This is a genomic window from Streptomyces sp. PA03-1a, from assembly GCF_033792805.1.
Taxonomy (GTDB): Bacteria; Actinomycetota; Actinomycetes; order Streptomycetales; family Streptomycetaceae; genus Actinacidiphila.
The window spans coordinates 1-25,108 of the sequence record NZ_JARAVO010000023.1 but is presented as its reverse complement, the minus strand read 5'-3'; the positions used below and the strand labels follow the sequence as shown (position 1 = coordinate 25,108).

Here is a 25,108-nt window from a genome sequence, read left to right as displayed (position 1 = left end):
CCCTCGGCTTCAGTAGCGGGGACAGGATTTGAACCTGCGACCTCTGGGTTATGAGCCCAGCGAGCTACCGAGCTGCTCCACCCCGCGTCGTTGAACGCAACCTTACGGGGTGTCGGCGCCAGGACCAAATCCATTCCCGGTCAGCCACCGCCAGCGGGGGATCTCGGCCACGACGGTGGCGGCCGCGAGGACCCCGACCAGCACCGCGACCGGGGCGGGCCAGGCCGCCCAGGAGGAGACGACGGCCGCTCCGAGCTGCAGCAGCACCAGCGCGACGGTCACCGCGCCGGGGACGGGGACGATCACCTGCGCCTTGTCCCCGGGGGTGGCGAACACCGTCGGCAGGCCGGCGAGCACGACCACCGAGAGCGCGGCGAGCGGCCAGGAGTGCCCGGCCAGGGCCCACGGGGTCGCGACCCAGGCCACGAGCTCGGTGGTGAAGCGGAGGACGGAGGCGACGCGGCCGTCGGGCGCGGTGGTCCGGGAGGTCACGGCGTCACACTCCCACGGACCGGGCGCCCGGTAAATGCGTTGCCGGGGCCCGGGCACCGGCGTAGCTTCTGCTCCGGCCTGCCACCGTCCGATTGGAGAAGGCCGTTGCTCTTCTGAGGTCAGGGACACCGTGTCCGCGGCTCGCCGAACCGGCGTCCGCGCGGGCCCGTGTGCGACCTCGGCCGTGAGCAGCCGCCTGTGTGCAGCGCCCGCCTTCCGGTGTCCCCGTGTGCCGACCCGTCGTCATTCACGAGCACCCCGGAGGACCACATGGGACATCCCACGATCTCCATCACCTGCACCGACCTCTCCTTCGCCTGGCCGGACGGCACTCCCGTCCTGGACGGTTTCCAGCTCGCCGTCGGCCCCGGCCGCACCGGCCTCATCGGGCTCAACGGCTCCGGGAAGTCCACCCTGTTGCGGCTCCTCGCGGGCGAACTGACCCCCGCCGAAGGGACGGTTCGCGTCGTCGGCGAGGTCGGCTACCTGCCGCAGGACGTCGTCCTGGACACCGCGCTGCGGGTGGACGAGGCCCTGGGCATCGCGGACGCGCGGGCCGCGCTGCACGCCGTCGAGGCCGGCGACGTACGCGAGGAGAACTTCGCGGCGGTCGGCGACGACTGGGACGTGGAGGAGCGGGCCCGCGCCGGACTGGACGGCCTCGGACTGGGCCACGTCGGCCTCGACCGGGTCGTCGGCGAACTGTCGGGCGGCGAGTGCGTCCTGCTGCGGCTGGCGGCCCTGCTGCTGCGCCGTCCGGACGTGCTGCTGCTCGACGAGCCGACCAACAACCTGGACCTGGCGGCCAGGCAGCGGCTCCACGAGGCGGTCGCGGCCTGGAACGGCGTGCTGGTGGTCGTCTCCCACGACCGCGAACTGCTCCGGCACGTGGACCGGATCGCCGAGCTGCGCGACGGCGGGGTCCGCTGGTACGGGGGCGACATCGCCGTCTACGAGGAGGCCCTGGCCGTCGAGCAGGAGGCCGCCGAGCGCATGCTGCGCGTCGCGGAGTCCGATGTGCGGCGCCAGAAGCGGGAGTTGGCCGACGCCAACGTCAAACTGGCCCGCCGTGTGCGGTACGGGCAGAAGATGTACGACAACAAGCGGGAGCCGCGCGCCGTGATGAAACTGCGCAAGCGCAGCGCCCAGGTGTCGGCGGGCAAGCACCGCGTGCTGCACACCGAGCGGCTGGCGGAGGCGAAGGAGCGGCTGGACGAGGCCGTGGAGGCGGTGCGGGACGACGACGAGATCCGCGTCGACCTGCCGCACACCGCGGTGCCCGCCGGCCGGAACGTGCTGACGCTGCGTTCCCTGCGGACGGCGTACGGGGCGCCTGCCGGGGACCTGGAGCTGCGCGGCCCGGAACGGATCGCGCTGGTCGGCCGGAACGGCGCCGGGAAGACGACGCTGCTGCGGACGATCACCGGCGAACTGCCGCCGGCGGCGGGCGAGGCGCAGGTGCATGTGCCGCTGCGCTTCCTGCCGCAGCGGCTGGACGTCCTGGACGACGAGCTGTCGGTCGTGGCCAACGTGGCGCGGTTCGCCCCGGAGGCGACGGGCAACCGCATCCGCGCGTCGCTGGCCCGCTTCCTCTTCCGTGGCGGACGGGCCGACCAGGCGGCCGGTTCGCTGTCGGGCGGGGAGCGGTTCCGGGCCTCGCTCGCGGCGCTGATGCTCGCCCAGCCCTCGCCGCAGCTGCTGCTGCTCGACGAGCCGACGAACAGCCTGGACATGGCGAGCGTACGGCAGTTGACGACGGCGCTGGCCTCCTACGAGGGGGCACTGGTCGTGGCGAGCCACGACCTGCCGTTCCTGCGGGGCATCGGCGTCACGCGCTGGCTGCGGCTCGACGCCTGCGGGCTCACCCGCGTCGAGCCGCTGTGACGGACATGATGCCGCTCCGGCGGCGGGGCTCCCCCCGGGGCCCCGCCGCCGGTGTCCGTGGGCCGCGCTTCCGCGTCAGCTGTCGTCAGCGGTCGTCAGCGGTCGTCAGCGGTACAGCTTGTTCACGGCGGTCCGCGTGGTCTTCTTGAAGGCCTTCAGCGGGATCTGGTCGAGGGTCCCCATCTGGCCCCACTCGACGACGGTGACGGTGCGGCCGTCGCGGCCGATCCCGTAGAGCCGGACGTTGTGCTCGGACTCGGGGGGCGCGACGTGCACGCCGTAGACGTGCGCGCCCTCCTCCACGTCGAGGGCGCCGAAGTCCTTCCAGTCGGCCTCCGAGCCCGGGTTCTGCTCCAGGAAGCGGCCGGCGCAGCCCCGCACGGACGCGCGGAGCTTGGCGGCCAGGTCACGCGCCGCCTTGGTGTTCTTGGTCGTGAAGGTGACCTGCTGGGCGTTGGTGTCCAGTTCGGTCCAGAACGAGCGGTGCGAGACGCCCTTGCGGGGCAGGCCGCGCAGGGCGCAGGCGGTGCCGCCCTCGGGCAGGCCGCCGGTGACCCGGTCGGCGTACCAGGGCGAGAGGGGGTACGGCGGCAGTTCCTTCGGCGCGAGGAACCTCGGCGCCGCGGTGGGCGCGGCGGCCCCGGCCTCGGCGGAGCCGGCGGCGAGCAGAGAGGTGGCGGCGACCGCGGCCAGCGCGGTCACGGCGGCGCGGCGGGTGGGCGTGCGGTTCAAGGTGCTTCCCCCGTGGTCAGGTCGTGGACGAGGACCGTCGCCGAACGGCGCCGGTACTGCACCTCAGCCTGCGCGGCGCCGTCACGACCCGGCAACAGCAGCGGCCGGTTCCGGGACGCCGGAACGGTTGCGCGTACCCTGGCCTGGGGAGACGTGAGCGCCCTGGAACGGGCGGCCGGGACACGGGAAGACGTCGGGGGCGCGGGACATGGGTGGTACGGCAGCGGGCAGCGAGCACTTCGCCCGGTATTTACGTGACCTGAAGGACCGTTCGGGGCTGAGCTACGGGCAGCTGGCGACCCGGCTCCACGTCAGCACGTCGACCCTGCACCGCTATTGCAACGGCGACGCCGTACCGGCCGACTACGCGGTCGTGGAGCGCCTGGCGCGGTTGTGCGGCGCGGGACCGGAGGAACTGGTCGAGCTGCACCGCCGATGGGTGCTCGCGGACGCCGTCCGGCGGGTCGGCAACCGCGGCGGCGGCGGTGCGGTGGCCGAGCGCGACGAGAGCGGCAACGGGAGCGGAGACGGAGAGGCCGACGCGAACGGCGACGACGACTCCGCCGGGAACGCCCCCGTCGGAAACGCGCCTCCACCCGGCCCCGAGGCGGCCCCGCAGGCGCCCGCCGAACTCGACCCGATCGGCACCGTCCCGGCGCCGCGCCCGCCGCGCTCCTGGCGCCGGCGTCTGTCGCGGCCCGCCGTCGCCGGATCGGTGGCGGCGCTCGTGCTCACCGGCGCCGCACTGGCGATGACCGACGGCACGGGCGGCGAGGGTCCGCCGGCCCACGCCGCGTCCTCGCCCTCCGCGCGCCCCGGCGGGGCGGGAGGCACACCCCCCTCGCCGGGTGGGACGGGCACGGTCCCGGCCTCGCCCGGCACGTCCCCCTCCGGGCAGGCCTCGTCCACGACGCCGTCGGCGAACGGCACCGACACCGCTGCGCGCTCCCCCGGCGGCAGCACGGCTTCCCACGCCCCGGTGCCCGCGCGGCCTCTGGTCTGGAGCGTGCGCTCGCACGTCTGGGAGAACGGCTGCGGTCACGACTACCTCATCGACCGGCCCCCCGCGGACGTCCCTCCCCCGCCGGTCTCCCAGGACGCGCGCGCCTGGGCCGCCGCGCTCGGCGCCGTGCACGGCGGTACGACCATCGTCGAGGCCACGATCCGGGGGCGCGGGTCGACGCCGGTGGTGGTGCAGGCCCTGCACGTCCGCGTCGTCGAACGACGCGACCCGCTGCGCTGGTCGTCGTACTCGATGGACAACGGCTGCGGTGGAGCGCTGACCCCCGCGGAGTACGCGGTGGACCTCGACGCCGCGCGTCCGCAGCCGCGGCCGCGGGACGGCTCCGACAGCGAGCACGTCCTTCCCGCGGTCCGCCTCCCGTACCAGGTCTCCGCACAGGATCCGCTGGTGCTCAGGGTGCACGCCCGCACGGTGCGCTGCGACTGCGACTGGTTCCTCGAACTGGAGTGGAGCGCCGGCGGCCTGACGGACACGGTCCGCATCGACGACGGCGGGCGCCCCTTCCGCACCAGCGGCGTCAAGGGCCGCCCCGAGTACGGTTACTGGTCCTCCGGGGGCTGGACCCGCAACTAGGCTCCGCGCCCCGTCCCGACGCCCCGTCCCCGTGCCGCGTCGCCCGCGCCGGAACGTACGGAAGGTCCCCACCCCCCCGTGAAGGGTGGGGACCCGCTCCCCCGTTTCCCGTCGGCCGCGTCCCTCGCGGTCAGAGGCCGAACGGCCAGATGAGGCCCTTGTTCATGGTGATGAGCACGACCAGCACCATCAGGTCGGCCGCGCCGAGCACCAGGCCGAGGATCGCCCGGACCGGACGCCGGGTGCCCCGGACGAGCGCGACGCCGCCGAGGATCAGGGCGAAGGGGCCGAGCACGATGTTGAAGGCCAGCAGGCCGACCAGGCCCAGCACGAACGAGGCGACGGCCATGCCGTCGGAGCCGTCCGAGCCCGACCGGGCTTCCATGGCGCGCAGTTCGCGCTCACGGGCAGGTACGTAGGAGTCCATGGGTGGGTTCCCCCCTGGGAGACGTGGGGTCAGCGGTGGTGGCGGTGGTGCCCGACGCGCTCGCGGACGTAGAACGTGAGCAGCCAGACACCGACCACGCCCGCGGCGACGAAGAAGACGGAGGACGAGGTGTACGAGACGGTGCCCAGGAGGATCCCCATGGCGACCAGGACGACGAGGAGGGTCACGGCGTGTGCCTTTCTCGGTTGCCGGATGGCACTGCGGGCTGCGGACGACGTCACAGCTCAGTGAACAACTGGAGTAACAGTTGTTCACTGAGTCGGTACTCTACTCTCGCGCAACTCGGCGAACGGCTGTTTACTGGATGACATGAGTCACACCCTCGGGGTCCGTGAGGCCCAGAAGCAGCAGACCCGGCGGGCCCTCCTCGACGCGGGCCTGCGCCTGCTGGAGAACCAGAGCTTGAGCAGCCTGGGGCTGCGCGAGGTCACCCGTGAAGTGGGCGTCGCGCCCGCCGGGTTCTACCGGCACTTCCGCGACATGGGCGATCTCGGAGTGGCCCTGGTCGCCGAGTCGCTGGGCAGTCTGCACGCGATGATCCGGGCGATCCTGGCCGAGCAGGACGACGCCGAGGAGGTCATCGCCCGCTCCGTCCGCGTCATCACCCTGCACGTGCGCGACCACCGGTCGCACATCCGCTTCATCGCCCGCGAGCGGCACGGCGGGGTGCAGGCCGTCCGCGAGGCCATCGCCGCCGAACTCTCGCTCTTCGCAGACGAAGTGGCCGAGGCGCTCGGCGCGCAGCCCGTCTCGCAGGGCTGGACGGCCGAGGACGTGCGCATGCTCGCCGAGTTGTACGTGGACCGCATGCTGATGACGGCGATCGCCTTCATGGAGGCGCCGGCCGATGACGCCGCGACCGAGGAGCACATCGCGGAGCGGGCCCGCAAGGAGCTCTACCTGATCCACCTGGGACGTCGGCACTGGCTGGACGCCTGAGGGCGAATTGACACTTGCGTGGATCCACCATCTAGGGTGGTCGCATGGCTTTCGCACTCTTTCGGCGCAATCGGACGGCCAACGGCACCGCGGATCCCGCTCTGTTGCCACCGATCGCCAGGGGCGCGGGACTGATCAGCTGTCAGGTGCTCGACCCCGCGGGCCGGCCGATGGGCGGAGCCGAGGTCACCGTGTCCGACGCCCGCACCCAGCGCACGCAGGTGAGGGCGATCAGCGACCCGTACGGGACGTTCCTCGCCACCCTGCCGCCCGGGCACCACTCGGTGATGATCAGCGCGGACGGCATGCGGCCCTACCGGGGCACGGTGGAGATCGCGGCGGGACTCCAGTCCCCCATCGGCACGGTGCGGTTGGCCCCCGCACCGGGGCTCGAACTGCCGCCGCCGGGCACCTGGTTCTTCGACCCGCCGCACACGGCCGTCCGGTTCATCGCCAAGCACGTCGGCATGGCCCATGTGCACGGCCGGTTCGACCGCTTCGAGGGCGGCATACGCGTCGCGGAACGCATGGAGGACTCCCATGTCGAGATCACCATCGACGCCGCGAGCATCAACACCGGCAACCGGACCCGGGACGACCACCTGCGCTCCGGTGACTTCCTGGACGTGGCCGCCCATCCCTGGATCCGGTTCGCGAGCGACCGCTTCGTGCACCAGGGCGGTTCGCGGTGGGCCGTCCACGGCCACCTCAGCATGCACGGCACCAGCCGCTCGGTGACCCTGGACACCGACTACCTGGGCATGGCGACCGGCGGCTACGGCGAGGAGCTGCGCTGCGCCGCCCTCGCCACCGCCGAACTGCACCGCGACGACTACACCCTCAACTGGCGGAGCATGCTGGCGCGGGGCATCGCGGTGGTGGGCCCGACCGTCAAGCTGGAACTCGACGTCCAGGCCATGTTCTCCAGCCACGACACCCCGACGCCACCGGAGTAGCCGCCGCGCGCGCCCTCAGCCCGCGGAGGGCACCGGTGTGATGACGGCGAAGGCCGCGCCCTGCGGGTCGACGACCTGGCCGAAGCGCCCGACCTGCGGCATGTCCATCGCGGGGACGCGGATCGTGCCGCCGGCCTGGACGGCCTTGGCGAGCGTGGCGTCGCAGTCGGCCACCGCGAAGTACGGCAGCCAGTGCCCGCCGGCGCCCGCGGCCAGCATCTCCTCGTCGAGCTGCATGACGCCGCCGTGGGCGTCGCTCTCGCCGCCGCCCGCCGGGGAGACCATGGTGTAGACGTTGCCGGGCATCTGGGAGTCCTCGGTCTTCCACTCGAAGACCGAGCGGTAGAAGGCCAGCGCCGCGGGCGCGTCGGTGGTGTAGAGCTCGGTCCAGTACAGGGAGCCGGGCTCGTTGACGACGTCCAGGCCCTTGTTGGCGCCCGGCTGCCACACGCAGAACCGGGCCCCGGTCGGGTCGGCGTACGCCGCCATCCGCCCTAGGTCGAAGACGTCCATGGGGGAGAACCGCACGCCGCCGCCCGCCTGTTCGACGGACTTGGTGGTGGCGTCGGCGTCGGCCGTCTGGAAGAACGGCTCCCAGGCCGCGGTGGTGACGCCGGGTTCGTTGTTGGGGCCGATGCCCGCGACGGTCCGGTCACCGGTGCGGAACATGCCGTAGCCGCCGGCCTCCGGTCCGGCCGAGAGGAAGTCCCAGCCGAAGACCTCGCGGTAGTAGGCCACCGAGGCCTCGACGTCGGGGGTCCCCAGGTCGAGCCAGTTGGGGGCGCCGGGAACGTAGTTGGTGCTGAGCATGGTGTGCTCCTTCGACGGGGGTGCTGTGCCCTGGTCGCTCACAGTCTTGCAGCGGGCACTGACAGTGGCCCCGTACCGCTCCGTCAGCCCTGCCCCGGCTGGCTGGCGATGACCGCGAACAGCGCGCCGAAGGGGTCCGCTAGGTGCGCGAAGCGCCCGACGCCCTCGGCGTGCTGCGGCGCCATGACGACCGTCCCGCCGAGCTGCCCGGCCTTGGCGACGACCGCGTCGGCGTCCTCGACCTCGAAGTAGGGCAGCCACCGCGGGGTGACGCCGGCGGCCCTCATCTCCTCGGTGATCTCCACGATGCCGCCCAGGGACGCCTCCCGGCCGCCGCCCGAGGTCGACAGCACGGCGTAGCGGGTGGTGCCCAGCGGCACGTCCTGCGCCTGCCACTCGAAGACCGCGCCGTAGAAGGCGCCGGCTGCGGCGGCGTCCGGCGCGTACAGCTCAGCCCACCCGAGGCTGCCCGGCTCGGTGACCACGTCGAGGCCCTTGATGTCGCGGGGCTGCCACACGGCGAACTCCGCTCCCCCGGGGTCGGTGAAGCCGGCCATCCGGCCGTTGCTGAAGACGTCGAAGGGCGCGAAGCGGACCGTGCCGCCGGCCTGCTCGACCGCCTTGGCGGTGGCGTCGGCGTCGGCCGTCTGGAAGTACAGCGTCCAGGAGGACCGCATGCCCTCCTCGCTGAGCGGCCCGAACGCGGCCACGGTCTTCCCGCCGAGACGGAAGAAGCCGTAGCCGCCGGCCTCGGGCCCGAGCGACTGCGCGTCCCAGGCGAAGAGCCCGGTGTAGAAGGAGACCGCCGCCCCGAGGTCCGGGCTGCCCAGGTCGATCCAGTTCGGGGCGCCGTTGACGTACTGGGTGGTGAGCATGGCGGTCTCCTTGGCCTGCGTGCGTGCCCGGTGCTGCCGTGGTCCCGGTGTCCGTCCTCAGTCTGGCACCGGTGCCCGGCTCGCGCCGGGCGGCGTCACTTCCCCTGGGTGAACGCGTCGTAGGCCTTGAGCACGTCGTCCGTGGGGCCGTCCATCCGCAGCGTGCCGTGCTCCAGCCAGATGGCGCGGTCGCAGGTGTCCCGGATCGACTTGTTGTTGTGGCTGACCAGGAAGACGGTGCCGGCCTCCTTGCGCAGCTCGCGGATCCGCGCCTCGGAGCGCTTGCGGAACCGGTTGTCGCCGGTGGCGAGCGCCTCGTCGATCATCAGCACGTCGTGGCTCCTGGCCGCGGCGATCGAGAAGCGCAGCCGGGCCGCCATGCCGGAGGAGTAGGTCCGCATCGGGAGGGAGATGAAGTCGCCCTTCTCGTTGATGCCGGAGAACTCCACGATCGAGTCGTAGCGCTCCCGCACCTCGTCCTGCGACATCCCCATCGCGAGGCCGCCGAGCATGATGTTGCGCTCGCCGGTCAGGTCGTTCATCAGGGCGGCGTTCACGCCGAGCAGGGAGGGCTGCCCCTGGGTGTACACCTTGCCGCTCTCCGCGGGCAGCAGCCCCGCGACCGCCTTGAGGAGGGTCGACTTGCCCGAGCCGTTGGAGCCGATCAGCCCGATCGACTCGCCCCGGTAGGCGGTGAAGCTGACGCCGCGCACGGCGTGCACCTTGCGGACGTTCGGGTTGCCTCCCTTGCGGCGGACCAGCCGCGACAGGGCGTTGACCGCGGTGCCGCGGCCCGACCCCGCACCGTGCACCCGGTACACGATGTGCAGGTCGTCCACGATCACGGTGGGGATGCGCTCAGCCACGGCCGTACCTCTCCTCAGCCTTCCAGAACCACACGAAGCCCCCGATGCCCATGACCAGGGCCCAGCCCAGGGCGACCGCCCACACGTGCGGCGGCAGCTGCTCGGAGGTGAAGCTGTCGATCAGAGCGAAGCGCATCAGGTCGATGTAGACCGCCGCGGGGTTCAGTCCGAGCAGGATCTTCACGGCCTGCGGCGCGTGCGCCGCCACGTGGCTGATGCTGTACATCACGCCGGAGGTGTACATCCAGGTCCGCAGGATGAACGGCATCAGCTGCGCGAGGTCGGTCATCTTGCTGCCGAGCCGCGCCATCACCAGCGCCAGGCCCGCGTTGAACACCGACTGCAGGATCAGCGCCGGGATCGCGAGCAGCCAGGACGGCCTCGGCACCTCGCCGGTCATCAGCACGATGGCGAAGAGCACGAGCATCGACATCAGCAACTGCTGCAGCTGCATGATCGTCTGCGCGATCGGCAGGCTGGCACGGGGGAAGTGCAGGGCCCGTACCAGGCCGAGGTTGCCCGAGATCGCCCGCACGCCCGCCATCACCGAGGACTGGGTGAAGGTGTAGACGAAGATGCCGGTGACCAGGAACGCGATGTAGTTGTCCACGCCGCGGTCGGTGCCCAGGAGCAGGCCGAAGATCAGGTAGTACACCGCCGCGTTGAGCAGCGGGGTCAGCACCTGCCACAGTTGACCCAGGCGCGCCCGCGTGTACTGCGCCGCCACGCGGGCGGTGGCGTACGAGGTGATGAAGTGCCGGCGTCCCCACAGCTGCCGCACGTAGGCGCCCAGACCGGGACGGGCCCCGCTCACCGTGAGGCCGTACGTGGCCGCCAGCTGTGCGGGGGACGGCGCCGGAGCGCCGGGCGGCGCGGGCGCCGCTGAGGAGGACTCGATGTCAAGGCTCACGAGGGGGGCGCTTCCGTTCGGGGGGTGAGGCGCAGGGGGGTGGTTGTGCGCCGACGGAACGAGACCGTATCGTCGTTACCAGGACGTTAGACCACACGAGCGTTGGAACGCAACCGTTCCGTCCCGTCGTCGCGTAGGCTGCCGGACATGGCACCGGACACCGCACCCCCACGACGCGCCCCCGCCGGGGCGGCTGTGCTCCGAGACGATGTCACGGAGGCGATCCGGGCGGCCGTCTTCGAGGAGCTCGCCGCGGTCGGGTACGGCCGGATGTCCATCGAGGGCATCGCACGGCGTGCGGGCGTGGGCAAGGCCGCGGTCTACCGGCGCTGGCGTTCCAAGCTGCCGCTCGTCCTCGACGTGGTCTCCGCCGTCGCCGCGCTCGGCGTGCCGGCGCCCGCCACGGGCAGCCTGCCGGGTGACATCCGGATGCTGCTGGAGGTGACGGCGCGGGCGCTGCGGCACCCCGTCGCCTCGCAGATCATCCCCGACCTGCTGGCGGAGGCCTCGCGCAACCCGGAGATCGCCGAGACCCTGCAGACGGCGCTGCGCGACACCCAGCGCGGCATCGCCACCGCCATCGTCGAGGCCGCGGTCGAACGCGGCGAGCTCCCCGCCGGCACGGACTGCGACCTCGCGCTCGACCTCATGGCCGGCCCCCTCTACTGGCGCCTCGCGGTCCTCCGCTCCCCCCTCACCCCCCGCTACCTCGACCGTCTCGCCGCCGCCACGGCCGCGGCCCTGGCGGCGTCGGCCTGACGCCCGCGCGTGCCGGGCTCCAGGTAGACCTGGCCCAGGGGGCTGTGGCGCAGCCGCCGGACCTCGAGGTCCGTGATCGACGCGGCCGGATCCTGGTCGGCCTGGTCGGCCCGGTCGGCCCGGTCGGCCCGGTCGCGGGCCGCGGCTCGCCCCATCGCGGCGGCCACGGCGGCGTCGGCTCCTTCCTGGGTGTCGTCGACGACGTAGTAGTGCCAGGTCTCGCCGCTGCGGGCAGCGTGGCGGCGCAGGCCCACGAGCCACTGGTCCGCGCAGGTCGCGGGGCCGGCCGGGTGCTGCCGGTCGATGGTGGTGTGCATGCCTTCTGCTCCCCTGGATCGGTCGGCCACCGGGGGTGGTGACCGGCCGGGGCCGCCCGCCGGTCCGGTGCGGTCGGCGGGCGGCCCCGTGGCGGTCGCGTCCCGTGCGGGCCGCGGCCCGGTCAGATCGTGGACGCGTCGATCACGAAGCGGTAGCGCACGTCGCTGGCGAGGATGCGCCGGAAGGCCTCGTTGATCCGGTCGGCGGGGATCAGCTCGATCTCCGCGCCGAAGCCGTGCTCCGCGCAGAAGTCCAGCATTTCCTGCGTCTCCGCGATGCCGCCGATCAGGGAACCGGCGATGGTCCTGCGGCCGGTGATCACGGAGAAGAGGTCCAGGGAGATCGGCTCCTCGGGCAGGCCGACGTTCACCAGGGCGCCGTCGGTCTTCAGCAGCTTGAGGTAGGCGCCGAAGTCGAGCGGGGCCGAGACGGTGGACAGGATGATGTCGAAGGTGCCCTCGAGCTCCTCGAACGTCCTCGGGTCGCCGGTGGCGCGGTAGTGGTCGGCGCCCAGCCGCAGTCCGTCCTCCTTCTTGCGCAGGGACTGCGAGAGCACCGTCACCTCGGCGCCGAGCGCATGGGCGATCTTCACGGCCAGGTGACCGAGGCCGCCCATGCCCAGGACCGCCACCTTCCTGCCCGGTCCGGCGCCGAAGTGCCGGAGCGGGGAGTAGGTGGTGATGCCGGCGCAGAGCAGGGGCGCGGCCACCTCCAGGGAGAGGCCGTCGGGGATGCGCAGGACGTAGTTCTCGTCGACGACGATGGCCCGGGAGTAGCCGCCGTAGGTGGGCTCGCCGTCCCTGCCGACCGCGTTGTACGTGAAGATCATGCCGCCGCCCGTGCAGTACTGCTCCAGGCCCGCCTTGCAGTTGTCGCAGGTGCGGCACGAGTCGACCATGCAGCCGACGCCCACCCGGTCGCCGACCTGGAACCTCGTGACGCCGGGGCCGATTTCGGAGACGACGCCGGCGATCTCGTGGCCGGGGACCATCGGGAAGATCGCCTCTCCCCAGCCCTCGTCGACCTGGTGGATGTCGGAGTGACAGATGCCGGCGTACTTGACGTCGATCAGGACGTCGAACTCGCCGACCTCGCGACGCTCGATGGTGGTGCGCTCCAGCGGGGACTTGGGAGCGTGAGCGGCGTACGCGTGGGTGGTGCTGGTCATGTCCGTGGTCTCCTCAAGGATCGGTGCCATCACGTTCGGTGATCGCGGCAGGTGGCGGCAGCCTCGATGCGCTCGGGGATGCCGTCTGCGGGAGGGGAGGAGGACCGGGAACGGGGGCTCGGCTGGATCCGTGCCTGCCCGGTGGGCCTCCGCAATCCAGGACACCACGCGGGAACCGGGCCGCAGGGGCCGCTTCCCGGCCCTGACCTGCCGGGGAACCGGTTGCGTAGGACTCGGCGACCCCCCTTCCCGGGTCGCCCGCGCCACCTGGCGAGCGAGAATGGACGCATGGCCCGAAACGTCGAGCTCAGCGAGTTCCTGCGTCGATCACGCGCCCGCATCTGCCCCGAATCGGCCGGGCTGCCCGAACGGGGTGCCTACCGGCGGGTGCCGGGGCTGCGCCGTGAGGAGGTCGCCCAACTGGCCGGAGTGAGCACCGACTACTACACGCGGCTGGAGCAGGGGCGGCAGATCAGCCCCTCGGCCGGTGTGCTGGAGGCGGTGGCCGCCGCGCTGCGGCTCGACGACGCGGAACGTGCCCACCTGTTCGACCTCGCCGGGCCCAAGCCCGGCACCGCCCGCCGCCGCTCGGCGCCGACCGTCCAGCGCGTCAGGCCCGGGATGCGGCGGCTCATGGACTCCTTCGTCGACCAGGCCGCCTTCGTCCTCGGGCGCCGCACCGACGTGCTGGCCACCAACCACCTGGCCCGCGCGCTGATGGCCGATTTCGACGCCATGCCGGTACGCGAGCGCAACCTCACCCGCTGGATCCTGCTGGACGAGGCCGCCCACGCCCTGTACCCGGACTGGGAGCAGGTCGCCGCCGAGATGACCGCCACCTTGCGCCTCGACGCCGGCCGTCACCCCGAGGACACCCGCACCGCCGAGCTGGTGGGCGAACTGGCCATGAAGAGCGAGCACTTCCGCCGCTGGTGGGCCGACCACAAGGTCTACGACCGCACCCACGGGACCAAGCGTCACCACCACCCCGTCATCGGCGATCTGACCGTCGACTACCAGGCGTTCACGATGCCGGGCGAGCCCGACCAGACCCTGTTCATGTACCTGCCGGCGCAGGAACAGGCCTCGCAGGACGCCTGGAAGCTCCTCGCCAGCTGGAGCGCCCGGGAACCGGCGGCACGGCGGGACGCCGGCGGCCGCGGTGGCGCTCCCGCGCGCGCCGACAACACCCCGGGGTTCGACCGGCGTTCGGCCTGACGCGGGCGGCGCCGGTGCCGGTGCCGGTGCCGCGCTTCAGCCCCGGGGCACGGCGAAGTCGTCGAGGCGGGCGCGTTCCGGGGTGAGGGCGGACCAGGGGCCGGGCCAGGTGAGGACGGCTAGGGCGGAGGTCGGGAACTTGTCGGCGGCGCGGAGCAGGGCGTCGGCGCGGGCCTCGCCCGTCAGGCGCAGGACGAGGTCCTGGACCCCCGGGTTGTGGCCGACCAGCAGGAGCGACGCGGCGTCGTCGGGGGCCTCGCGCAGGACGTCGAGGAGGGCGCGGGCGGTGGCCGCGTAGACCCGCTCGTCGAGGCGCACCGGCGGGGGCGGCGTGGCGCCCAGGGCCTCGGCGGCGAGTTCCCAGGTCTCCCGGGTACGCCGGGAGGTCGAGCAGATCACCAGGTCGGGGGTGTGCTTGCCCTCGCGCAGCCAGCGGCCGACGGCCGGGGCGTCACGCCGGCCGCGGGGGCCGAGCGGCCGGTCGTGGTCGGGGACGTCCGGCGGCCAGGCGGACTTGGCGTGCCGCAGCACGACGAGCCGACGCGGTCCTTCCGTGCGGCGCCTCACGACCTCACCCCGCCGACCTCGCCGGTCAGTTCGAGGGCGAGCACGCGGTCCGCCTGGGCGAAGGTCTCGAAGCGGGAGCCGTCCGGCAGGGCGGTCTCCGTCTCCAGCCGGTCGAGGGCGGCCAGGTAGGCGGCGGTGTCGAGGTCCGCGCTCAGGGCCGCCTGGAGGCGCTCCACGTACGCGGCGCACATCGGTCTGGACGGCGATTCGGCCCAGCGGGCCACGGCACCGCGCCAGTGCCGGAGCCCCGCGTCCGCCGCCTCAAGGGTCCGCGGGGTCAGTTGCGCCGGGGCCCGGCGGTCCAGGCGGAGCAGCGCCAGCCGTACGCCGGGCCCCGCGGTTACCTCGTCCGGGTGAACCGGTCCGACGTCCAGGCGGGGGCCGCCGGTCTCGGTGCCCGCCGGTGCGACGTGCACCCGGGCGGGTCCGGCGAGCGCCTCCTCGGCCTCGCGCACGTCGTCGCCGCGTGCCGCGCCGGGCTTGATGCCCAGTGCCGCCGCGGCCGCGTCCAGGGCGGGGTCGGCCGGGCCCACCGAGGCCACCAGCACCTGCCCGCCGTGGGTCTCCGCCGTACGCGCCAGGACGTCCGCCAGCAGCAGCACCCGCAGCGCGGTCGTCCCGCCCACGGCACCTGTGTGGGCCAGCACCCGCAGCGGAAAGCGCCGCCCCGGGTCCAGTTCCACAAACTCGCCGCTCCTGCCGTCCACGATGCGCAACACGCCTCCGAATCTAACCCGTACGGCTCACCGGCGCAGGTGCCCGCACCGGGTGACGGGGTCTCGCAGGGCGCTCGGGCGCAAGGGGGACGACGCGCCGCCCGGCGGGCCCGGCCGGACCGCCGGCACGCGGACGTACGCGAAGTGCCGCGCGGGCCGGAGGACTCCGGCCGCCCGGCGCGGTGCGCCCCGGTGCGACGGCGGCGTGCCGTCCGCCGGGCGGGCCCGGACGGTGTCGCCGGTGCGGGGCCGGCCCGCTGGCACATGTGAGACGTGGCGCTTTGACGCCAGTCGCCGGCCGTTCCCCCGGTCCGGGCGGGGCCGGTAGGACCGGGCCATGATCTCCCTCATACCCCGTCGCCCACGAGGCGGACGGGCCCTCGCGGCCGCCGTCGGCGTCGTCGCCGTCCTCACGACCCTGACCGGCCCGGCCGGGCCCGCGGCGGCGAACGGCACGCCGCCGGCACCGGCCGCGCCCCGTCCCTCCGCAGCCACCCGCACGGTCACGCTGATCACCGGCCATGTCGTCCGGGTGACGGACGTCGGAGGCGGCAAGAAGTCCGTCGACGTGCGGCGCCCGCACGGCTCCACCGGAGGCGTACGGACCGAGACCGTCGGCGGCGACCTGTACGTCTACCCGGACGAGGCCCTGCCCTACCTCGCCGCGAACCGCCTGGACCGGAGGCTGTTCGACGTCACCTCGTTGATCGAGCAGGGCTACGACGACCAGCACAGCACCGGCATCCCGCTGATCCTCGGCTACCGCGGCGAGGTCGCGGCCACGGCACCCGCAGGCACCACCAAGGTGCGGTCGCTCAGGAGCGTCAACGGGGCCTCCGTCAGGGCGGCCAAGAAGCAGGTCAGGAAATTGTGGACCTCGGTGGCCACGGACGCCCCCGCCGACCGGCCCGCCCTGCGCGGCGGCCTGTCCAGGATCTGGCTGGACGGCCGGGTCCGCGCCACGCTCCACGACAGCACCACGCAGATCGGCGCGCCCGCCGCCTGGCGCTCCGGCCTCGACGGCAAGGGCGTCAAGGTCGCCGTGCTGGACACCGGGGCCGACACCCACCACCCCGACCTGGCGGGCCGGGTGAGGGCCGCGGTCAGCTTCGTGCCCGGCGAGTCCGCCGAGGACGGCAACGGGCACGGCACGCACACCGCCTCCACCGTGGGCGGCAGCGGCGCCGCTTCCGAAGGCGCCGAGAAGGGCGTGGCCCCCGGCGCCGACCTGCTGATCGGCAAGGTGCTCGCCGACGAGGGGTACGGCGAGGACTCCTGGGTCATCGCGGGCATGGAGTGGGCGGTCGGTCAGGGCGCCAAGGTGGTCAGCATGAGCCTCGGCGGGTCCGAGCCCACGGACGGCACGGACCCGATGAGTCAGGCCCTGGACCGGCTCAGCGAGAACAGCGGCGCGCTGTTCGTCGTGGCCGCCGGCAACACCGGCCACGAGGCGTCGATGAGCGCCCCGGGAACCGCGGGCTCCGCGCTGACCGTGGCCGCGGTGGACTCCGAGGACGAGCTCGCGTACTTCTCGACCACGGGCCCGCGGTACGGCGACTACGCGCTCAAGCCGGACATCGCCGCCCCCGGCGTGGACATCCTGGCCGCGAAGGCCGGGGGCAGCGCCGACGGCGGCTGGTACCAGACGATGAGCGGCACCTCGATGGCCACGCCGCACGTCGCGGGCGCCGCGGCGATCCTGGCCCAGGAGCACCCCGACTGGAGTGCCCCGCAGCTCAAGGACGCACTGATGAGCACGGCCAAGCCGCTCCCTGACCTGACGGCCTATCAGGTCGGGGCGGGCCGGGCCGACCTGGCCGCCTCCACCGCGGCCACGGTCACCGCCACCGGCTCGGCGTACTTCGGCTTCGACGCCTGGCCGCACGGCGGCCCGGCCGCGGTCGGCCGCACGGTCACCTACCGCAACGCGGGCGACTCCCCCGTCACCCTCTCCCTCGGCATGACCGCATCCGTGGCCGGCGGCCCGTACGACGTCGATCCGGGCGCCGACGCCGGGACCCCCGCACCCGAGGGGATGTTCACCCTCTCCGCGGACTCGGTGACCGTCCCGGCGCACGGGACGGCCTCCGTCACCGCCACCGCCCGACCGGGGCTCGGCGCCGACGGCCGCCGCTACCTCGGGCAGATCTCCGCGAGCGACGCGTCCGGCGCCGTGCGGGCGCGCACCCAGGTCGGTCTCTACCGGGAGGAGGAGCGTCACCCCCTCGACGTCACGCTGAAGGACCGGTCAGGCAAGCCCGCCCCGGGCTTCGTCCAGTTGCAGCGCTTCGGCACCGACGCGGACCCGCAGATCGTCCCCGTGGACGGGACCGGCCGCGCGACCGTGCGACTGCGGGCCGGCACCTACAGCGCGCTGAGCTACCTCGCCGTGGCCGGCAGCCACGGCCCCGACTCCCTCGGCATGGCCCTGATGGGTGACCCGGAACTCGTCATGGACCGGGGCCGCACGCTCGTCCTGGACGCGAGCAGCACCCGCGAGGTCACCGCCGAGGTACCGCGCAGGACCGAGGACCGGATGCTCTACATGAACTGGTACCGCTCGGACGGCGGTACCAGCACCGTGGACTCGCAGTACCTCCTGCCGTCGACGTACGACAGCATGTTCGTCCTGCCCACCCGGCAGGTGACCCGCGGCGCCTTCGAGTACGAGACCCGTTGGCGCAAGGCCTACCCGCTGCTGTCCGTGTCCCGGGACGGCAGGCCCGTCACCGTCCTGGGCCAGGCCGGGACCGGCTTCTACGAGGGCCGGCAGCGCATGGGCGTGGTGTACGCCGGTTCCGGCGCACCCGCCGACTACGCCGGGCTGCGCGTCAAGGGCAAGGCCGTGCTGGTGGACCGCTCGGACGCGCTCACCGGCTCGCAGCGGGCCGAGGCGGCGGCCGACGCCGGCGCGGCCCTGCTGATCGTCGTCAACGACGGACCGGGCAAGCTCCTGGAGTACGTCGGCACCGACGAGGGCGGCTACAGCAGCGTCCCGGTGGCCTCGGTGACCACCCGCGAGGGCGGGCCGCTGATCGAACGGGCCCGGCACGGGACGCTGCGCCTGGACGTGGAGGGCGTGCCCGACTCGCCGTACGTCTACGACCTGGTCGACCCGCACCCGGGCCGGATCCCGGCGACGGGCCTGACCTACCGGCCGCGCGCCTCGGAACTGGCCGTCGTGGACATGCGCTTCCACGGCACCACCGGGTACCCCAGTGGCGAGTACCGCTGGGACTACCGGCCCTACCGCACCTACGCGGTCGGGTTCCCGCTGAGGATGGACATGCCCGGGACGCGGACCGACTACCTCTCCGCGCAGCCCGGCACGTCGTGGGCCGAGGACGCGATCACGGGGCCCGGTCTGGCCCTCGAGTCGAACGGCGCCCTCACCACGTACCGGGCGGGCACCCGGGTGGCGAGCGACTGGTTCGCCCCCGTCGCGCATCCGCGCAACGGCGGCGGCTACTGGTGGTCCGAGCGTCAGCAGGGCTTCCTGTCCTTCAACGTCCAGCCCTGGACGGACAGCGGGAGCGGCCATGGCGGCACCATGCAGGACGGCACCGCCGGCCTGGACCTCAAGGTGTACCAGGACGGTGAGCTGGTGAAGACCTCGGCGTACGCGTCGGCGACGCTCTGGCCGATCCCGACCGTGCCCTCCACGTACACCCTGGACCTGCGCGCGGAGCGCGACGCGGCCGCCTACCGCCTCTCCCCCCGGACGCACAGCGTGTGGCGGGTCAGGTCCGAGCCGGTCACCGACCCACTGGGGATCGACCGGATGGCGCTCATGCAACTGGACTACGGGATCGCCACCGACCTCTCGGGGAACGCGCGCGGCGGCCGGCAGACCCTGCGCCTGACCGGCAGCCACCTGCCGCACGCGGCGGGGGCGGGCCGGGTCACGGGCGCGACGCTGGCCGTCAGTTACGACGACGGGCGCCACTGGCGTCCGGTCCGCCTGGACCGTACGGCGACGGGCCACTGGACGGCCCGTTTCGACGCCCCGCACCGCGGGTTCGTGTCGCTGAAGGCCCGGACCTGGGACGACGCGGGCAACAGCCTCACGCAGGAGGTGACGCGGGCCTACGGACTGAAGTAACTTTCCGCATCCGCGTCAACGGCGGGCCCCGGGCATCCACAGGCCGGGGCCCGCCCGGTGCCCCCACCGCTCCGAGGAGTCCCATGCTCGCCGCGCTCGGTCTCAGCCCGGCCGAAGAGGAGATCTACCGTCTCCTGGTGGCGCGCGGCCGTGCCGCCGTCCACGAACTCGCGGCCGAAAGCGGCCGGGCCACCGGGGAGGTACGGGAACTGCTGACGGCCCTGACCGGGCGCGGCCTCGCCGTGCACGAGGCCGTGACGGGCACGGCGGCCAGGTTCACGGCGGCACCCCCCACGGTCGCCCTCGGCGGCGAACTGCGGCGACGACGCGACGAGCTCGGCGCGGCGGAGCACGCGGTGCTGGCACTGGCCGAGCAGCACCGGACCTCCGCCGGGAGCGGCGTCGTCGAGGTGATCAGCGAGGTCGGCGCCGTACGGCACCGGTTCCGGCAGCTCCAGGAGTCCGCCCGGCACGAGGTGCGGTCGATGATGGTGCCCGAGCTCGCCGTGGTGCGGCCGGACGACAACGCGGCCGAGAGCGCCGGGGTCCGCCGCGGGGTCCTCTACCGCACGATCGTGCAACGTGACGCCCTCAACGAGCCGGGCATGGTCACGCGGGCGCTCGCGGACCTCGCGGCGGGCCAGCGGATCGGCGTCACCGACGTCGTCCCGGTGAAATTCATGATCGCCGACCGGGACCTGGCGATGCTGCCGCTGCTCAGCGGCCGGAACACCGCCGCGGCGTCGGTGCTGGTGCACGCGGGCGGGCTGCTCGACGCACTGGTCGCATACTTCGAACTGGCCTGGGAACAGGCCTATCCGCTGTCGCCGCGGGCGGCGGGGGACGGCGTCGCCGAGGAGCGCCCGGACGGCATCGAGGAGTTCGACGCCCGCCTGCTCGCGCTGGTGCTCGCCGGGCTCACCGACGAGGCGGCCGCGAGCCGCCTCGGGGTCTCCCGGCGCACCGTCCAGCGCCGCATCGCCGAACTCATGACCAAGGCCGGCGTCGACAGCCGCATCCAGCTCGGCTGGCACGCCGCCCGCCGCGGCTGGGCCTGAGCGCCGGGGCACCCGGGCCGGGCGAGCGGGGACCGTCAGTCGTCCTCGGCGGACGCCGGGGTGTCGCGGTCGGGTCCCTGCGCGCGGACGCGCTGGACGTGTTCCAGGGATGCGCGCAGGTCGCCGAGCCAAGTGTCGGTGTTGCCGCGGACGAGGCGGACGCACCAGGCGAGGGCCTCGCTGCGGCTGCGGGCGACGCCGCCCGCGACGAGGGTGTCGAGGACCTGGCGCTCGGGCTGGCGGAGCCGGGTCATGACGGGCACGGAGACGGTGGTGTACATGGCCCGGCGCCCGCCGCACTCCACGCCCCAGGAGACCTTGCGGCCGAAGCGGTGCTCCGCCTCGCGGGCGACGGCGACGCGGTCCTCGCGGGTGCGTTCCCGGAACTCGGCGATCCGTCCGTCGAGCGCGGCCTCGCGTTCCACCGGTGACGCGCCGGCGCCGACCGCGGGTTCGGGGATGCGGCCGACGACGGTGATCTCCTCGCGGTCGACGGCCACGTCCACGAGCGCCTCGAACAGTCCGTCGGGGAGCCGCCCGGCGAGCCAGCCGCGCAGCGCTTCCTTCTGTTCGCTGGTAATCATGTAATCAACATTACGCCTCGGATTTCCGAGCGCAAGAGCCCCCTGAAACTCGCGTCCGAGGCGTCGCGTTGTCCCCGGGCGCGACTTACAGTTGCGCGTATCGGAGCAGAACGGGGGATTCGCCACGCGGCGCCTCTGGGAGGGCATATGACCCGCATCTCGGTGAAGGTGGACGGCACGGCCTACGAGGACGAGGTGGAGCCCCGCCTCCTGCTCGTCCATTACCTGCGGGACCGGCTCGGTCTGACCGGTACCCCCGTCGGGTGCGACACCACGAACTGCGGTGCCTGCACGGTGGACCTCGACGGGAAGAGCGTGAAGAGCTGCTCGGTGCTCGCCGTCCAGGCCGACGGCGGCGAGGTGACGACGATCCAGGGGCTGGCCTCCGCCGACGGCGAGTGGCACCCGCTGCAGAGGGCGTTCCACGAGCAGCACGCCCTGCAGTGCGGGTTCTGCACGCCGGGCATGATCATGGCCGCCCGCGACCTGCTGCGGGAGAACCCCGACCCCACGCCCGAGGAGGTCCGCGAGGGCCTGGAGGGCAACCTCTGCCGGTGCACGGGCTACATGAACATCGTGCGCGCCGTGCTGGCCGCCGCCGCAGAGGAACGCCGGCACCAGGCGCCCGAGCCCGGCGCCGTGGCCGAGCACGCCCAGCCCAGCACGGCGGGAAGCGGGGCACCGGTATGACCGACCAGCTCACCGGACGCGAGCCCGAGGTCGGCCGCGCCCGGGTCCGCAAGGAGGACGCCCGGCTGGTGACCGGCCGGACCAACTGGACCGACAACATCACCGTCCCGGGCCTGCTGCACATGGCGATCCTGCGCAGCCCCATGGCGCACGCCCGCATCGAGCGGATCGACGTCACACCCGCCCTGGAGCGGCCGGGGGTCGTCGCCGCGTACAGCGGCCGCGACCTGGCCGAGGGGCTCGGGTCGCTGCCGTGCGCCTGGCCCGTCACCGAGGACATCGTGCTGCCCGAGCACCCGCCCGTCGCCGTCGACGAGGTCCGCCACACCGGCGACCCGGTCGCCGTCGTCGTCGCCCGGGACCGCTACGCGGCCGCCGACGCGCTGGAGGCGATCGACGTCGACTACGAGCCGCTGCCTCCGGTCCTGGACATGGAGGCGGCGCTCGCCGAGGGCTCCCCGCTGGTCCACGCCGACAAGGGCACCAACCGCTGCTACACCTGGCCGCTGGCCACCGGCGAGGACTACGCGACCGTGCGCGAGCGGGCCGACGTCGTGCTGCGCCGGCGCTTCGTCCAGCAGCGGCTCATCCCCAACGCCATGGAACCGCGGGCCGTCGTGGCGGTGCCGCCGGACACCTCGGACCAGTACACCCTGTACTCCGCGACGCAGATCCCGCACATCGTGCGCGTGATGATGGCCGTCGTCACCGGCATCCCCGAGCACCGGCTCCGGGTGGTCGCGCCGGACGTCGGCGGCGGCTTCGGCTCCAAGCTCCAGGTGTACGGCGAGGAGGCGCTCGGCCTGGCCGTCGCCCGCAAGCTGGGCCGCCCCGTGAAGTGGACGGAGTCCCGCTCGGAGGGCTACCTGGCCACCCACCACGGCCGCGACCAGATCCAGGACCTCGAACTCGCCGCGACGCGCGAGGGGAAGCTGCTCGGCCTGAAGGTCGACCTGCTCGCCGACATGGGCGCGTACCTGATGATCGTGACGCCGGGCGTCCCGCTGCTCGGGGCGTTCATGTTCCCCGGCATCTACAAGATGGACGCCTACGACTTCACCTGCACGGGCGTCTTCACCACCAAGACCCCCACCGACGCGTACCGCGGCGCGGGCCGCCCCGAGGCCACCTTCGCCATCGAGCGCATGATGGACGAGCTCGCCGCCGAACTCGGCATGGACCCGGTCGAGGTGCGCCGCCGCAACTGGATCGGTCACGACGAGTTCCCGTACACCACCATCGGCGGACTGACCTACGACAGCGGCAACTACGAGTCGGCGACGGACAAGGCGCTCGCCCTCTTCGGCTACGACGACCTGCGTTCCGAGCAGCGCAAGCGGGAGGAGCGCGGCGACCGGACGCGGCTCGGCATCGGGGTGTCGACGTACACGGAGATGTGCGGGCTCGCGCCCAGCCGGATCCTGCGCGACCTGCGCTACGGCGCGGGCGGCTGGGAGGCGGCGTCGATCCGCATGCTGCCCACCGGCAAGGTGGAGGTGCTGACCGGCACCAGCCCGCACGGGCAGGGCCATGTGACGAGCTGGAGCCAGATCGCGGCGGACGTGCTGGGCGTGCCCTTCGAGGACGTCGAGGTGCTGCACGGCGACACGCGCACGGTGCCGCAGGGCATGGACACCTACGGCTCGCGCTCGCTGGTCGTCGGCGGCGTGGCCGTGCACCGCGCCGCGCGGAAGGTGGTGGACAAGGCCCGCAAGGTCGCCGCGCACCTGCTGGAGGCGAGCGAGGACGACCTGGACTTCACGAACGGCGTCTTCTCGGTGAAGGGCTCGCCGGAGGCGCGCAGGACCATCCAGGAGGTGGCGTTCGCGACGTTCACCTCGCACGACCTGCCCGACGGGCTGGAACCGACGATCAACGCCGAGCACGTGGAGGACCCGGAGGCCTTCTCCTACCCGCACGGCACGCACCTGTGCGCGGTGGAGGTCGACACCGAGACCGGCCGGGTCCGGATCCGCAGTTACGTGTGCGTGGACGACGTCGGAAAGGTCGTCAACCCGATGATCGTGGAGGGCCAGGTGCACGGCGGTCTCGCCCAGGGCATCGCCCAGGCCCTGTTCGAAGAGGCCGTGTACGACGCGGAGGGCAACCTGGTCTCGGGCACCATGGCCGACTACCTGGTGCCCTGCGCGGCCGACCTGCCCGACTTCCTCACCGACCGCACCGAGACGCCGGCGACCACCAACCCGCTGGGCGTCAAGGGCGTCGGCGAGGCCGGGACGATCGCCTCGACCCCCGCGGTGGTCAACGCCGTGGTCGACGCCCTGCGGCCGCTGGGCGTCATGGACGTGCCGATGCCGTGCACACCGGAACGGGTCTGGCGGGCCCTGCGGGACGCGCGGTCCGCCCGGCCGGAGGAGGACGGCTCATGATTCCCGCGTCGTTCGACTATGCCAGGCCCCGCTCCGTGGAGGAGGCGGTGGGGCAGCTCGCGCTCGCCGGGGAGGAGGCGAAGGTGCTGGCGGGCGGTCAGAGCCTGCTGCCGATCCTGCGGATGCGGCTCGCCTTCCCCGAACTCCTCGTGGACGTCGGCCGGATCCCCGGCCTGCGCGGGGTGCGGGCCGACGGGGACACCCTCGTCATCGGCGCCCTGACCTCGCACCACGACGTCGTGCACGACCCGCTGGTGCGGCGGCACGCCGGGCTGCTGGCCGCCGCCACGGCCACGGTGGCCGATCCGGCCGTGCGTCACCGCGGCACGATCGGCGGCGCCCTCGCCCATGCCGACCCCGCGGGGGACGTGCCCGCGGCCGTCCTCGCCCTGGACGCCGAGCTGGTCGTCCAGGGGCCGGACGGGCGGCGGACCGTCCCGGCGCGGGAGTTCTTCACCGACTACCTGCAGACGGTGCTGCGGCCCGACGAACTGCTGGTGGAGGTACGGGTGCCCAAGACGGACGCCTGGGGCTTCCACTACGAGAAGTTCCAGCTCAGCGCCCAGGCCTGGGCGGTGGTGGGGGTGGCCGCGCTGGTGCGGAGGGACGACGGCCGCATCGTCGAGTCCCGTGTCGGGCTGTCGAACATGGGGCCCACCCCGGTGCGCGCCACCGCCTGCGAGGCGGCCCTCGCCGGTGCCGACGCCGTACCGGAGGCGGTGGCCTCGGCCGCCGACAGCGCGGCGGAGGGCACCCGTCCGGCGTCCGACCTGTCGGCGTCCGCGGACTACCGGGAGCACCTGGTGAGGGTGCTGACCCGCAGGGCCGTCCTCGCCGCGGCGGACCTGACATGAGGAGCGGACGCAGCGCATGACCTGGCCGGCGCACGGGATTCCGCCGGGGTGGACCGCCCCGGCGGGATCCTCCTGCGGGCCGCTTGCCGCGACGACGGCACGCGCCGGGGCGGTGGGGCCCCACGGCCCCGGCGCGTTCCGCCGTCGCGGCAATCTGCCCCCACGAACGAGCCTT

General features: G+C 73.5%; 24 protein-coding genes and 1 tRNA gene. 11 read left to right on the top strand and 14 right to left on the bottom strand.

The window, feature by feature from the left end; translation table 11 throughout:
• Nucleotides 1-13 precede the first annotated feature (13 nt).
• Both PV341_RS07445 and PV341_RS07440 read right to left on the bottom strand, forming a co-directional pair.
• Nucleotides 14-87 (bottom strand) — tRNA-Met (locus tag PV341_RS07445).
• 15 nt (nucleotides 88-102) lie between these two features.
• A complete protein-coding gene (locus PV341_RS07440; protein WP_500323809.1) occupies nucleotides 103-492 on the bottom strand; it encodes a hypothetical protein in 390 nt (129 codons plus the stop codon).
• A gap of 270 nt (nucleotides 493-762) precedes the next feature.
• Between PV341_RS07440 and PV341_RS07435 the strand changes: the two genes are divergently transcribed.
• The gene (locus tag PV341_RS07435; RefSeq protein WP_500323808.1) at nucleotides 763-2,376 is read left to right on the top strand and encodes an ABC-F family ATP-binding cassette domain-containing protein; all 1,614 of its coding nucleotides are present in this window, start codon (nucleotides 763-765) and stop codon (nucleotides 2,374-2,376) included.
• Nucleotides 2,377-2,481: 105 nt separating this feature from the next.
• Here the strand turns inward: PV341_RS07435 and PV341_RS07430 are convergent, their stop codons facing one another.
• Nucleotides 2,482-3,108, bottom strand: coding sequence for a hypothetical protein (locus PV341_RS07430; protein ID WP_500323807.1), 627 nt, complete (start codon nucleotides 3,106-3,108; stop codon nucleotides 2,482-2,484).
• Between the two features lie 208 nt (nucleotides 3,109-3,316).
• On the opposite strand from PV341_RS07430, the gene PV341_RS07425 reads away from it, so the two are divergent.
• Nucleotides 3,317-4,705, top strand: a complete 1,389-nt coding sequence (locus PV341_RS07425; protein WP_500357072.1) for a helix-turn-helix domain-containing protein — start codon at nucleotides 3,317-3,319, stop codon at nucleotides 4,703-4,705.
• 130 nt (nucleotides 4,706-4,835) lie between these two features.
• Here the strand turns inward: PV341_RS07425 and PV341_RS07420 are convergent, their stop codons facing one another.
• A complete protein-coding gene (locus PV341_RS07420) occupies nucleotides 4,836-5,132 on the bottom strand; it encodes a DUF4190 domain-containing protein (protein ID WP_499515149.1) in 297 nt (98 codons plus the stop codon).
• Between the two features lie 29 nt (nucleotides 5,133-5,161).
• On the bottom strand, nucleotides 5,162-5,320 hold the full coding sequence (locus tag PV341_RS07415; protein ID WP_500323805.1) for a hypothetical protein: 159 nt from the start codon (nucleotides 5,318-5,320) through the stop codon (nucleotides 5,162-5,164).
• Nucleotides 5,321-5,462: 142 nt separating this feature from the next.
• On the opposite strand from PV341_RS07415, the gene PV341_RS07410 reads away from it, so the two are divergent.
• Both PV341_RS07410 and PV341_RS07405 read left to right on the top strand, forming a co-directional pair.
• The gene (locus PV341_RS07410; RefSeq protein ID WP_500323804.1) at nucleotides 5,463-6,092 is read left to right on the top strand and encodes a TetR family transcriptional regulator; all 630 of its coding nucleotides are present in this window, start codon (nucleotides 5,463-5,465) and stop codon (nucleotides 6,090-6,092) included.
• A 44-nt stretch (nucleotides 6,093-6,136) separates the two neighbouring features.
• Nucleotides 6,137-7,048, top strand: a complete 912-nt coding sequence (locus PV341_RS07405; RefSeq protein WP_500323803.1) for a YceI family protein — start codon at nucleotides 6,137-6,139, stop codon at nucleotides 7,046-7,048.
• Between the two features lie 15 nt (nucleotides 7,049-7,063).
• Here PV341_RS07405 and PV341_RS07400 read toward each other — a convergent pair whose 3' ends face one another.
• The 4 genes from PV341_RS07400 to PV341_RS07385 all read right to left on the bottom strand — a co-directional run bounded on the left by PV341_RS07400 (nucleotide 7,064) and on the right by PV341_RS07385 (nucleotide 10,509).
• Nucleotides 7,064-7,858, bottom strand: a complete 795-nt coding sequence (locus PV341_RS07400; RefSeq protein ID WP_500323802.1) for a VOC family protein — start codon at nucleotides 7,856-7,858, stop codon at nucleotides 7,064-7,066.
• Between the two features lie 83 nt (nucleotides 7,859-7,941).
• Nucleotides 7,942-8,733, bottom strand: a complete 792-nt coding sequence (locus tag PV341_RS07395) for a VOC family protein (protein ID WP_500323801.1) — start codon at nucleotides 8,731-8,733, stop codon at nucleotides 7,942-7,944.
• Nucleotides 8,734-8,828: 95 nt separating this feature from the next.
• Nucleotides 8,829-9,599: an ABC transporter ATP-binding protein gene (locus tag PV341_RS07390; protein ID WP_499515143.1), complete on the bottom strand. Its 771-nt coding sequence runs from the start codon at nucleotides 9,597-9,599 to the stop codon at nucleotides 8,829-8,831.
• Nucleotides 9,592-10,509, bottom strand: a complete 918-nt coding sequence (locus tag PV341_RS07385; protein WP_500323799.1) for an ABC transporter permease — start codon at nucleotides 10,507-10,509, stop codon at nucleotides 9,592-9,594. Before PV341_RS07385 ends, PV341_RS07390 begins: the two co-directional genes overlap by 8 nt.
• Before the next feature lie 147 nt (nucleotides 10,510-10,656).
• Here PV341_RS07385 and PV341_RS07380 point away from each other — a divergent pair, with 147 nt between their 5' ends.
• The gene (locus PV341_RS07380) at nucleotides 10,657-11,268 is read left to right on the top strand and encodes a TetR/AcrR family transcriptional regulator (RefSeq protein ID WP_499515141.1); all 612 of its coding nucleotides are present in this window, start codon (nucleotides 10,657-10,659) and stop codon (nucleotides 11,266-11,268) included.
• On the opposite strand, the gene PV341_RS07375 is transcribed toward PV341_RS07380, so the two are convergent.
• Both PV341_RS07375 and PV341_RS07370 read right to left on the bottom strand, forming a co-directional pair.
• The gene (locus PV341_RS07375; RefSeq protein ID WP_500357070.1) at nucleotides 11,214-11,585 is read right to left on the bottom strand and encodes a hypothetical protein; all 372 of its coding nucleotides are present in this window, start codon (nucleotides 11,583-11,585) and stop codon (nucleotides 11,214-11,216) included. The genes PV341_RS07380 and PV341_RS07375 overlap by 55 nt on opposite strands.
• A 122-nt stretch (nucleotides 11,586-11,707) precedes the next feature.
• On the bottom strand, nucleotides 11,708-12,754 hold the full coding sequence (locus tag PV341_RS07370) for an NAD(P)-dependent alcohol dehydrogenase (RefSeq protein ID WP_500323797.1): 1,047 nt from the start codon (nucleotides 12,752-12,754) through the stop codon (nucleotides 11,708-11,710).
• Between the two features lie 288 nt (nucleotides 12,755-13,042).
• Between PV341_RS07370 and PV341_RS07365 the strand changes: the two genes are divergently transcribed.
• Entirely contained in the window at nucleotides 13,043-13,972 is a 930-nt protein-coding gene (locus PV341_RS07365) for a helix-turn-helix transcriptional regulator (RefSeq protein ID WP_500323796.1), read from the top strand.
• Between the two features lie 36 nt (nucleotides 13,973-14,008).
• On the opposite strand, the gene PV341_RS07360 is transcribed toward PV341_RS07365, so the two are convergent.
• Together PV341_RS07360 and PV341_RS07355 are read right to left on the bottom strand one after the other, a co-directional pair.
• A complete protein-coding gene (locus PV341_RS07360) occupies nucleotides 14,009-14,539 on the bottom strand; it encodes a SixA phosphatase family protein (protein ID WP_500323795.1) in 531 nt (176 codons plus the stop codon).
• Nucleotides 14,536-15,258, bottom strand: coding sequence for a hypothetical protein (locus PV341_RS07355; protein ID WP_500357068.1), 723 nt, complete (start codon nucleotides 15,256-15,258; stop codon nucleotides 14,536-14,538). Before PV341_RS07355 ends, PV341_RS07360 begins: the two co-directional genes overlap by 4 nt.
• A gap of 334 nt (nucleotides 15,259-15,592) precedes the next feature.
• Here PV341_RS07355 and PV341_RS07350 point away from each other — a divergent pair, with 334 nt between their 5' ends.
• Complete coding sequence (locus PV341_RS07350; RefSeq protein WP_500323793.1) at nucleotides 15,593-19,357, top strand: S8 family serine peptidase; 3,765 nt, start codon at nucleotides 15,593-15,595, stop codon at nucleotides 19,355-19,357.
• Nucleotides 19,358-19,440: 83 nt separating this feature from the next.
• Nucleotides 19,441-20,415 carry a helix-turn-helix domain-containing protein gene (locus PV341_RS07345; RefSeq protein ID WP_500323792.1) on the top strand — a complete coding sequence of 325 codons (975 nt, stop codon included), beginning with the start codon at nucleotides 19,441-19,443 and terminating at the stop codon, nucleotides 20,413-20,415.
• Between the two features lie 35 nt (nucleotides 20,416-20,450).
• On the opposite strand, the gene abmR is transcribed toward PV341_RS07345, so the two are convergent.
• Nucleotides 20,451-20,999, bottom strand: coding sequence for an ATP-binding transcription factor AbmR (gene abmR / locus PV341_RS07340; protein ID WP_500323791.1), 549 nt, complete (start codon nucleotides 20,997-20,999; stop codon nucleotides 20,451-20,453).
• A gap of 147 nt (nucleotides 21,000-21,146) precedes the next feature.
• Between abmR and PV341_RS07335 the strand changes: the two genes are divergently transcribed.
• From PV341_RS07335 to PV341_RS07325, 3 genes are read left to right on the top strand one after another with little or no spacing between them, the layout of a single operon-like run.
• Nucleotides 21,147-21,689 carry a (2Fe-2S)-binding protein gene (locus tag PV341_RS07335; RefSeq protein WP_500323790.1) on the top strand — a complete coding sequence of 181 codons (543 nt, stop codon included), beginning with the start codon at nucleotides 21,147-21,149 and terminating at the stop codon, nucleotides 21,687-21,689.
• Complete coding sequence (locus tag PV341_RS07330) at nucleotides 21,686-24,079, top strand: xanthine dehydrogenase family protein molybdopterin-binding subunit (protein ID WP_500323789.1); 2,394 nt, start codon at nucleotides 21,686-21,688, stop codon at nucleotides 24,077-24,079. The genes PV341_RS07335 and PV341_RS07330 overlap by 4 nt, the downstream gene beginning before the upstream one ends.
• Nucleotides 24,076-24,933: an FAD binding domain-containing protein gene (locus tag PV341_RS07325; protein WP_500323788.1), complete on the top strand. Its 858-nt coding sequence runs from the start codon at nucleotides 24,076-24,078 to the stop codon at nucleotides 24,931-24,933. Before PV341_RS07330 ends, PV341_RS07325 begins: the two co-directional genes overlap by 4 nt.
• Nucleotides 24,934-25,108: the final 175 nt, after the last annotated feature.